The organism is Methylobacterium sp. BTF04 (genome assembly GCF_010692745.1).
Lineage (GTDB): Bacteria > Pseudomonadota > Alphaproteobacteria > Rhizobiales > Beijerinckiaceae > Methylobacterium.
Genome location: NZ_JAAHTB010000077.1, coordinates 1 through 9,235, shown reverse-complemented (window position 1 = coordinate 9,235; position 9,235 = coordinate 1). Strand labels below are relative to the sequence as shown.

The window sequence follows — 9,235 nt, the reverse complement described above, 5'->3', positions numbered from 1 at the left end:
CATAACCGCCGCAGGATACGACGCTTATGACCCAACCTGAACGGCAACAGCTCTAGACAGTCTTCTTAAACGCTGTCGGGGCGTTGGGTGTCGTTGTCGGCGCGGCCTTGGATGGGTGCCTCTTGATCGGCGGCCCGGCGAGCGCGTACCTCCGGATGTCGGCCATCTCCACAACGTTGAAGATCGGCGCGGCGGCGAGGTCGCGATCCTCCGTGTCGCTCGTGGCCTGCCCCCTGACGTAGCGCCCTGCCGACCGCCTGGCGGCCTCGTCCCTACGTTCGTCGGCCGCCTTGCGGTCGCGGACATAGATTGCCCACAGGTTCCGGATGCCCTCGACTACGGGACCCGGCTTGCCGTTCATGATGCCGACCAACGGCGAGCGGGCGAGGATTGCGATGTAGTGCGAGTAGTCGTCTTCGATCGGCACCTGCTCGCGGCTCAATTTCATGAGCGCCCCAAGGTTCGCGCAGTACATTCCCAAGACCGCCCTATCGCCCTCGGCCAGCCGCGGGTAGTCCTCGGCGAACCGGTCGTGGATCCGGCCGATGGTCGTGGTCGCATGCAGGAACGGGAAATCGAACGCGAGGCCGAGGTCCTTCCACAGACGGTTGGCCTCGGCCTTGGCCTCGGGCGTCGCCTGGATCTCGCGGGCGATCCTGTCCCGCTCCGAGATCTTGTCCTCCAGGGAGCGCACCTGAACCCCCGGGGGGGCTTCCACGGTGATAGGCGCCTCGACAACGCGGACGCTCTTGCCGGCCTTGCGTCGCCTCGGGATGGCAGGGGCCGCATCGCCCTCCCTGCGCGCGCCGGCGAGGGCGACACGCCGCTCGTTCGACCGCTCCTTCTCGTAGGCACGCCAGCGATGCCGGCGAGCCATGTCGGCCGCAGCGACATCGCGGAACCGGTTTTCCATCGCAGGGACGAGATCCGGATTCTGGACCTCGTCCATCGCCCAAGCCCAGAAAGCCCTGTCCGGGCCCTTGCTCTCGATCGACGCCAGCAGTGAGGCCCCGCGGTGCGCTCGATCGGTCATCCCGGGCGTCACCGCCTCGCCGGTCACGGCCTCGTGCAGGGCCACCAGCCACAGCCTGTGCAGCGTGTGGATCTCGGAGTTCAGCAGCGGCTTCGGCTTGGTGCCGGCGGGGCCCGCCCTCAGGATCCGGCTGGTCAGGGCGGATCCCAGCTTGACCAGCGTCGAGGCCTTCACGCGGTACGCCGGGACATCGGGATGGGCGTGCAGAAACTCGAAATCGCCCTTGTCGATGAGACGCACCGCGGCGGTCTCCATGCGGGTCGGGGGCAGCATCCGGACGCGCAGGGAGAAGCCTTTCACGGCTCGCCCGACCTTATCCTCGTCGAGGGTCACTGCGAACGTGGTGACGTGCTCGGCCATCTCCGCCAGCGCCGGCTCCAGATGGCGCAGGCGCATTTGCCCGACATGGAGGTCGCCCGGGATTCCGAAGACCGCGGCGAGCTGCGCGGGCGTCATGTCGATCGCGTACGGCTCAGCCCCCGGCGCGAACTTCAACCAGGCCTTCGCGACGTGGCCGAGCACGTGCCGGTAGAGCATCGACGACGCCCTGCGCTTGAACCGGGCCATGGTCGCCAGATCGAGGTGGGCATACCGTTCGGTGCCCTGGAGCAGCGGCTGGACCCATGCCGGCAGGCGATACTGGAACACCCCCTTGCGCTTGAGGTCGTAATCGGTGCCGAACAGCCGGAACAGGGATAGCGCGAGCTCCGTCACGTCGACGCGGCGACCTCCGACTTCCAGCATGGCCAGCACGCTGCGTACCTCGCACGTGCGCAACGCACCGAGTTCCTGTCTGCCGGGATCCGCGTTCAGGCCCATCGTGACGAGGAATTCGAAGACCGCCACGTCCCGCGCCGTGACGTCGGGGATGTGGACGACGGTCGTGTCGAACAGCCATGATGCGGGGCGCGGGGCCTCGGGCGCCACCTCCGCGAACGCAACGCCGGAGCCCAAGGCAACGGCGAGGTCACCTCGGACGAGCGGTACGAACGGCTTGAGCCGGAGCTTCTTCATCTCGCCGTCTCCAACCGATCCCCCGCTGCGAATTCCTGCAACGACATTTGCGGATTCCTGCAACGAGGAACGGTAACACGACTCGATGCAAGGACAAGGGCTTAGCGCCCAAAAGCGGCGGCGGCGTCGATCGCCAATACTAATATAGGACGACGTGTCCCCAGCGACCGGCACGGTGCCTCGCCGGGACGGTCACGGGGTCGATCGAACGGGGCGAAGCACCGCCACACGCCCATCGAGGACGGTCCAACGTCTTCGCCTATTAGTATTAGGAAACGCGAAATCGGCCCTTCCAGCGTCGTGAAACGAGATTTCGTCAAAGATTTCAACGATGCAGCGTCCGCCCTTGAGCCTATTCGTCGTTGCAGGAATCCGCAGAATTTGGGGGGCATGGCGAATAGTGGGAGGCGGTTTGTGACTTTCGGACCCTTCCCTGATGATCGACCGTCCCTTCATGGAGCCGATCGATGTTCCCCTCCGTCGCCGCCGTTGAGCCCGATACCGCCGACCTAGACATCGCCGCGATCCTCGACCTCGTCGGCGAGGACATGCCGCGGCCCGTTGTGGCCACCGAACATCCGAATACCAAGGCGGCACGCGAGACGCGCGATGCCGCCGCCAGGACGCGGGAGTGGCGGCAGAGGCAGCGCGAGGCCGCCGACGTGAACGCGGCCATCGCCGACGCGCTGGTCACCGCCGACTGGCGGCATCGCGAGGCCGAACGTCTCGCCGGGCGCCATAAGGTCGTCGTGCCCGTTGACCTCGGTGCGGTGACGGTCTTGGCGCGAGAGTCCCTCCGCAGGCAGGGCTACAACGCCATCAAGACCCGCGACCTGCTCGTCGCACGTCTCAGCCCCACACGTCCGCGCACCACTCTCTAGGCCCTTTCCCAGGGTTGTCCGTTGCAGACCCGCACGGCCCCCTACAGGGACCATGCGCATCGCCGTCTCATCTCTCATCGCCCTACCGGCCGCCATCAGTGAATGGCAGCCGGATGCGGTCGTCTCGCTCTACTCCCCACGGCGGCCGCTGGCACTAGCCTGGATGGGGCCGCTGCTCTCGCTGCCGATGGTCGATGTCGTGACCTCGCCGCCGGTGAGGCCGACGAGCCGGCCAGTAGCACCTCACTTGGCCCGTCCCGTCCGGGGGCACGTGCTGACCCTCGCGGCCTTCATGAAGCGCCACCTGCCCAACCCAGGCGGGCGCAGGGCCAAGGACGGTCCCGAGCCGAAGCTGCTGATCCACTGCACGGCGGGTCTTGGGCGGTTCCCGGCCATGGCCATCGTCGCGGCCATCATCGACGGCCAAGAGCCCGCTGAGGCCTGCGCCATGGTCGCCGGCGCTGCCCCAGCGGCGAGCCCGAACCGGCTGCTCCTGCGCCATTGCAAGGGCGTCTACGGCGTGTCCATCGTCCCGCATGCCGAGCGATCCTTTACGTATCGACGCGGGACTGCCGGTGCCCAAGGCAAGGCAACCGGATGGGCCGAGCTCGGAACCTGTTCGCCCCCCTTTCGCGGGTCCTCAATTGGAGGGCCATTCCTTACCATGCACGGAATTTTTTGTGTGCGTAGCGGATAGGGTTTTCCAGGGTACGCACCTCGCCCGAGCCCCGGCTGGGGGTCCGCACCCGTCCGCACGGGGCCTGCTCCCATAAAGGTTGAGCTCGGCCTGTCCCGTCGCGCCTATGCGATCCACCGCGGCTCCGACGACAAGTCGGTCCGAAAAACGATCGGCCCCGCGACGGCCCACGGCCACAACTGGGTCGCAGTGCTGTCCATCCTGATGAACCACCTGCCCACCCGTACGCTGATCCTTTCCCCGATGGGGAAGATGTTCTTCAACATCCTCGCGACCTTACCCGAGTTCGAGAGCGACCTGTTTCGTCTGCGCACCCGTGAGGGCATGGCGATGGCGAGATCCCGTGGGAAGCTGCGCGGCAAAAAGCCCAAGCTCTCCGACAAGCAGCAGAGGGAGCTGCGATGGATGCACGACACCGGCGAATACGCGATCGGGGACCTGGCCGAGGTCTTCCCCGTCTCCCGGCCGACGGTCCACGGGACGATCGCCCGCCAGCAGATCGCCACCGGCCGACCGGTTTCCAATGCCCCCTAGCCCCGTCCCGGTTGTGGTCCCGTCCCGCTTCGGGCCTTACTGTATCCGCATCGTAGGTTGTCCGCGTAGCCGGGCTCCCCTCCCGGACCAGGATCGTGACCAGCCTCGCCATTCGCCTCAAGGAACTCAACGACGATCGGCTGGAGGAGTTCATCGAGCTCTTCGCCGACCGTATCGGAGAGGCGTACGTGGCCATCCATCGAATGGGGCAGGCCAACGACAAGGGGCGCGACGTCGTCGGCTTCCTGACCGACGCGAAGCACGAGGGGCCGTGGCACCTCTACCAATGCAAGCGGAAGACCTATGGCAGCGCCCTCGGCTCGGGGGAGGCGCTCGTCGAGCTCGGAAAAGTCTTCCACCACCACGCCGGGGGCGGCGCCTACCTGACTCTGCCCACGCGGTATGTCTACGTTGCCCCCCGCGGCATTACGGGTCCCCTGCGCGACCTGATCCTCAATCCATCGACGCTGAAAGCCGAACTCCTGGCAAAGTGGGATACTCACTGCAAGACCGGCATCACGGCGCGGGGCGGCGAACCGACCCCGCTGACGCCAAGGCTCAGGTCCCTCATCGAGGCCTACGACTTCGGGCAGGTCTCCTACCTCTCCGCGACCGACATCGTGAAGCATCCCGCCGCGGGACCCGCCCTCGGCCGCGTGCTGAAGGTACCACCGGGCGAAGCCCCGGCAGGCGAGGCGCCCGCCGCCCTGCAAGCCGAGGAGATCGAGTACCTCGACCAGCTCCGCAGGGTCTACGGCTATGCGCGGGGCACCGCGTTCACGACGGTCGACGCGATCCTCGCCGACGACGAGTACGGCCCCGACCTCGGCGAGCATCGTACGCGGTTCTTCGAGGCCTCCGTCTTCAAGCGGTTCCACCGGGACAACACCGATGCCCTCGCGCTCGCGGCTTTCCAGAAGGACGTCTACCTTGGCGTGATCGGCATCCATCGGCGGGGACATGCGACCGGGTTCGACCGACTCTGCGCCGTGATGGACCACGCCTCGATCATGGCGACCGCCATCGGGGGAACGCTCGTCCGGGTACCGGTCCGGCAGGGGGTGTGCCATCACCTCGCGAACGAGGGAACGATGAAGTGGATGCCATGAGCCTCGACACCTTCGGCCGGCTCTACAACTCGCCCCTGGAGGCGGGCATCCGTGCGGTGATCGTGCTTGAGCACCTGCGTCCGGTGACGGCCGACCTTCCCGAGATGGTCCTGTTCGACCATGTCGTCGTCCACACCCAGGATCATGGCGGGCCCCCAAGCCTCCACACCGAGCTTCCCGCCCGGAAGGGGGAACTGCTTGTCAGGCGACGGCTGGTCGAGCGGAGCCTCCAGCTGATGCAGGGCTGTCACCTTGTCGTCGAGGCCCACGATGCGGACGGGATTTCCTATCGGGCCACCGACGAGGCCGCGGCCTACATTGAACTGCTCGAAACACCCTACTCGGAGCACCTGAAGCTCTGTGCGTCCTGGATCCGCGACGAGGTCGGACGGCATACGAAGGCCGGCTTCAAGGAGCGCCTGCGCCAGCGGATCGGTGAGTGGACCGACGCGTTCGGCGTGACCGAGAGCCCGGTGCGGCAGGCCTGAACATGCCCGCGCCCCGTTTCCACCTCCGCAGGCTGGCCTTCACCGGTCCAGACGTCCCCGTCTCGGGCCTCGACTTCGTGGACGGCATCAACCTGGTGTGGGGTGCCTCCAACGGCGGCAAGTCGTTCATCCTCGCGGCCCTCGACTTCATGATGGGCGGTAAATCGCCCCTGCCCGAAATCAAGATGCTCCGGGGTTACGAGCGCGTCTGGCTGTGCCTCGACCTGCCCGGGGCCGGCCGTGTCACGCTCGCCCGGGCGGTGGCCGGCGGGAACTTCCAACTCTACGAGGGCGAAGTGGACCCGCTGTCACCGGGAGGGCCCGGCCAGGCTCTCTCGGCGGACCACAAGGCGAAGCGCCCCAACGTGTCGGGGCTCCTCCTCGGCGAACTCGGCATCGGGCACCATCAGATCGACCGGACGCTGAACGGCGACAAGGCTACGTTCACGTTCCGCCATGTCGCGCCCTACGTCCTCACGGACTAGACGAGCATGATGGCTCCCTGGAGCCCGACCCAGATCGATCCGCGTGCGACCGAGACCTTCAACAAGAACGTCTTCAAGTTCCTCCTGACTGGGATCGATGGCTCGACCACCGTGGTCACGGAAAGCCCCGAAACACAAAAAACGGGGAACGCAGGCAAGCTGGAGCTGATCGGGGAACTCCTCGCAGCGGCGCAGGAGGAACTTCGGCAAAACTGGCCGGACGGCGCCGGGTTGGCGGATCAGGAAGACCGCCTAGACGAGGCCATGGAATCCGTCGGGGACGAAGCCGCCGAACGGCAGACACGGTTGGACGACCTTCGGGCCGACCGCCGGGCCACCCTCGAAAAGCTTGCCTCCCAGGAGGATGGCCGCTCGGAAATCGTGCTGACGCTCGGACGCTTCGACCTCCTCGCCGCGTTGTACGAGAACGACGTCGCTCGCCTCGACTCACTGGCGGAAGGCGGGGCGGCCTTGCTGGCCGGTGCGCGCCGCCCATGCCCGCATTGTGGCGCGGACCCGGAGCATCAGCGCCACAGCCACGGCATGGGCGAGATCGAGCAGACCCATGCCGCCGTCGAGGCCGAGGTCCGGAAGATCCGCTTGGAGCAGGCCGACCTCAAGCGGACCATCGTCGCACTCCTCGGCAAGCGGGACGACCTCGACGGCTCCATCATGGCACTGACCCGCGAGATCGAGGGGATAGAGGCCTCGATCCGGTCAGAGCTACCGCTGGAAAGCTCGATCCGGGCGAACTACGAGTGCCTGGATCAGGCAAGGGAGCACGTGCGTCGCGGCCTGTCGGTCATGCGTCGGATCGAGGATCTGGAGGCGCGCAAGCGCGAGATCGCGGCGTTCAAGCCGACCAGCCTGCCTCGCGGGAGCGTCGTAGCGGGTGTCAGCGGGTCGATCGGCGACGAGTTCGCCCAGGACGTCCAGGCCATCCTGCATGCCTGGCGATATCCGGGACCACCGCGGGTATCCTTCGACACCAAGACCCATGACATCACGCTGAACGGCGACAGCCGCCGGGGGAACGGCAAGGGCGTCCGCGCCTTGATGCACAGCGCGTTCAAGATCGGCGTGTTCGTCTTCTGCCGCCGTCACGGCCTGCCGCACCCCGGCATCATAGCGCTCGACAGCCCGCTTCTGAGCTACCGCGACGGCCATAAGTCGAGGCATGGGCCCTTTGGACGCGGACGAGGAGCTCGTCGGCCATACCAGGCTCAAGCACCATTTCTACGAGTACCTGCTCCGGACCAGCGGTGACGTTCAGTACGTCATCATCGAGAACGACGCGCCGCCCATCGACCTCGGCCCCAGCGCGAGGATAACGATATTCGCAGGCGAGGATGGCGAAGGCGATAGGTTGGGCTTCTTCCCGAGCTGACCTCCGATGCCTGCCGCCGCCATCGCGATGATGGGCGATCCTGCCCCTTCATGTGGGGGATCGTGTTCATGGAGTCGTTCTCCGGCCGGGATCGCGTATCCCCCGCATGCGAGCAACAAGGCGACCAGGCCTACGACGCCATCACGCGGTGGCTCTAGATCCCGTCTGCACTCAACGCTTCACGAACCCTATGTCGACGGTGACGGCCTTCAAGCGCTCCGGCTCGCCCTCCTTCCGCTCGGAATAGCGGTCGACGAGATGGTCGGAGCGCTCGCGGGTCAGGAGCGTGAACTTGAACAGTTCCTCGCAGACGTCGACCACCCGATCGTAGAGCATGGCGCCCCCCAAGGACGACCGACAGGCCGCCACCGCGGGAGCGACCCCATGATCGCACGCCTCATCGGCTGGTCTGCCCGGAACCTAGTGCTCGTGCTGATCGGAACGGTGTTCGCCGTCGCGGCCGGGGTGATGTCGCTGCGCACCCTGCCGCTCGACGCCATCCCCGACCTCTCGGACGTGCAGGCCATCGTCTACACGGAGTACCCGGGCCAGGCTCCGCAGGTCGTGGAGGATCAGGTCACCTACCCGCTGACTACCGCGATGCTGACGGTGCCGAAGGCGAAGGTCGTGCGCGGCTTCTCGTTCTTCGGCGTGTCGTTCGTCTACGTAATCTTCGAGGACGGCACCGACCCGTACTGGGGCCGCTCGCGCGTGCTGGAGTACCTCAACGCCGCCAGCAGCAAGCTTCCAGCCGGCGTGACGCCGACGCTCGGACCCGACGCGACGGGCGTCGGCTGGGTCTACCAGTACGTGGTCGTCGCGAAGGAGCGGACGCTGGCCGAGCTTCGCTCGCTCCAGGATTGGGTCGTGCGCTTCGGTGCCTCGCGGGCCGAAGGTGTGGCCGAGGTCGCCAGCGTTGGCGGCTTCGTCAAGCAGTACAACGTCGTGGTCGACCCGAACCGCCTTCGCGCCCAGGGCATCTCCTTGGGCAAGCTTCGGGATGCGATCCGGTCGAGCAACGCCGACGTCGGCGGCCGCACGGTCGAGCTCTCCGAGTTCGAATTCATGGTGCGCGGGCGCGGCTACATCCGCAGCATCGCCGACATCGAGAACATCGTCCTGAAGACCTCGGCCGGCGCACCCTTGCGGGTCCGGGACGTGGCCCGCGTCGAGCTCGGCCCCGACGAACGCCGCGGCCTCACCGAGATGAACGGCGAGGGCGAGGTCGCCGGCGGGATCGTCCTTCAGCGGTTCGGTGCGAACGCGCTGAACGTCATCAAGGGCGCGAAAGCGAAGCTTGCGGAGGTGGCGAAGAGCCTGCCCGCGGGCACCGAGATCCTGCCGGTCTACGACCGCTCGCAACTCATCGATTCCGCCATCGAGACCCTGCGCGGGACGCTGGTCGAGGAGAGCGTCGTCGTCTCCCTCGTCTGCATCGTCTTCCTGCTGCACGTGAGGAGCGCGTTGGTCGCGATCCTGATGCTGCCGGTCGGCATCTTGATGGCGATCGCCGGCATGCGGGCGTTGGGGCTTGGTGCCAACATCATGAGCCTGGGCGGCATCGCCATCGCGGTCGGCGCCATGATCGACGCCGCCATCGTGATGAT

The 9,235-nt window shown here is 66.8% G+C and carries 9 protein-coding genes and 1 pseudogene; 8 read left to right on the top strand and 2 right to left on the bottom strand.

Going from position 1 to position 9,235, the window contains the following annotated elements; genetic code table 11:
• Positions 1 to 52 precede the first annotated feature (52 nt).
• A complete protein-coding gene (locus G3T14_RS22390; protein ID WP_163644728.1) occupies positions 53 to 2,047 on the bottom strand; it encodes a replication initiation protein in 1,995 nt (664 codons plus the stop codon).
• Between the two features lie 467 nt (positions 2,048 to 2,514).
• On the opposite strand from G3T14_RS22390, the gene G3T14_RS22385 reads away from it, so the two are divergent.
• The 7 genes from G3T14_RS22385 (at position 2,515) to G3T14_RS22355 (ending at position 7,507) form a co-directional block, all read left to right on the top strand.
• Positions 2,515 to 2,928 (top strand): hypothetical protein, encoded by a 414-nt coding sequence (locus tag G3T14_RS22385; RefSeq protein WP_163644727.1) that lies wholly within the window; start codon positions 2,515 to 2,517, stop codon positions 2,926 to 2,928.
• Positions 2,929 to 2,980: 52 nt separating this feature from the next.
• The gene (locus tag G3T14_RS22380; RefSeq protein ID WP_163644726.1) at positions 2,981 to 3,625 is read left to right on the top strand and encodes a hypothetical protein; all 645 of its coding nucleotides are present in this window, start codon (positions 2,981 to 2,983) and stop codon (positions 3,623 to 3,625) included.
• Between the two features lie 189 nt (positions 3,626 to 3,814).
• On the top strand, positions 3,815 to 4,159 hold the full coding sequence (locus G3T14_RS22375; protein ID WP_348645327.1) for a recombinase family protein: 345 nt from the start codon (positions 3,815 to 3,817) through the stop codon (positions 4,157 to 4,159).
• 95 nt (positions 4,160 to 4,254) lie between these two features.
• A complete protein-coding gene (locus G3T14_RS22370) occupies positions 4,255 to 5,268 on the top strand; it encodes an ABC-three component system protein (RefSeq protein ID WP_163644725.1) in 1,014 nt (337 codons plus the stop codon).
• Positions 5,265 to 5,756, top strand: a complete 492-nt coding sequence (locus G3T14_RS22365; protein WP_163644724.1) for an ABC-three component system middle component 2 — start codon at positions 5,265 to 5,267, stop codon at positions 5,754 to 5,756. Before G3T14_RS22370 ends, G3T14_RS22365 begins: the two co-directional genes overlap by 4 nt.
• 2 nt (positions 5,757 to 5,758) lie before the next feature.
• Positions 5,759 to 6,241 carry a hypothetical protein gene (locus G3T14_RS22360; RefSeq protein ID WP_163644723.1) on the top strand — a complete coding sequence of 161 codons (483 nt, stop codon included), beginning with the start codon at positions 5,759 to 5,761 and terminating at the stop codon, positions 6,239 to 6,241.
• A 6-nt stretch (positions 6,242 to 6,247) separates the two neighbouring features.
• On the top strand, positions 6,248 to 7,507 hold the full coding sequence (locus G3T14_RS22355) for a hypothetical protein (protein ID WP_163644722.1): 1,260 nt from the start codon (positions 6,248 to 6,250) through the stop codon (positions 7,505 to 7,507).
• Positions 7,508 to 7,799: 292 nt separating this feature from the next.
• On the opposite strand, the pseudogene G3T14_RS22350 reads toward G3T14_RS22355, so the two are convergent.
• Positions 7,800 to 7,961, bottom strand: a pseudogene (locus G3T14_RS22350) (arsenical resistance protein ArsH); the annotation flags it as partial.
• A 51-nt stretch (positions 7,962 to 8,012) separates the two neighbouring features.
• Between G3T14_RS22350 and G3T14_RS22345 the strand changes: the two are divergent.
• Positions 8,013 to 9,235 (top strand): efflux RND transporter permease subunit (locus tag G3T14_RS22345; protein ID WP_163644721.1); only part of this gene is annotated, 1,223 nt, incomplete at its 3' end.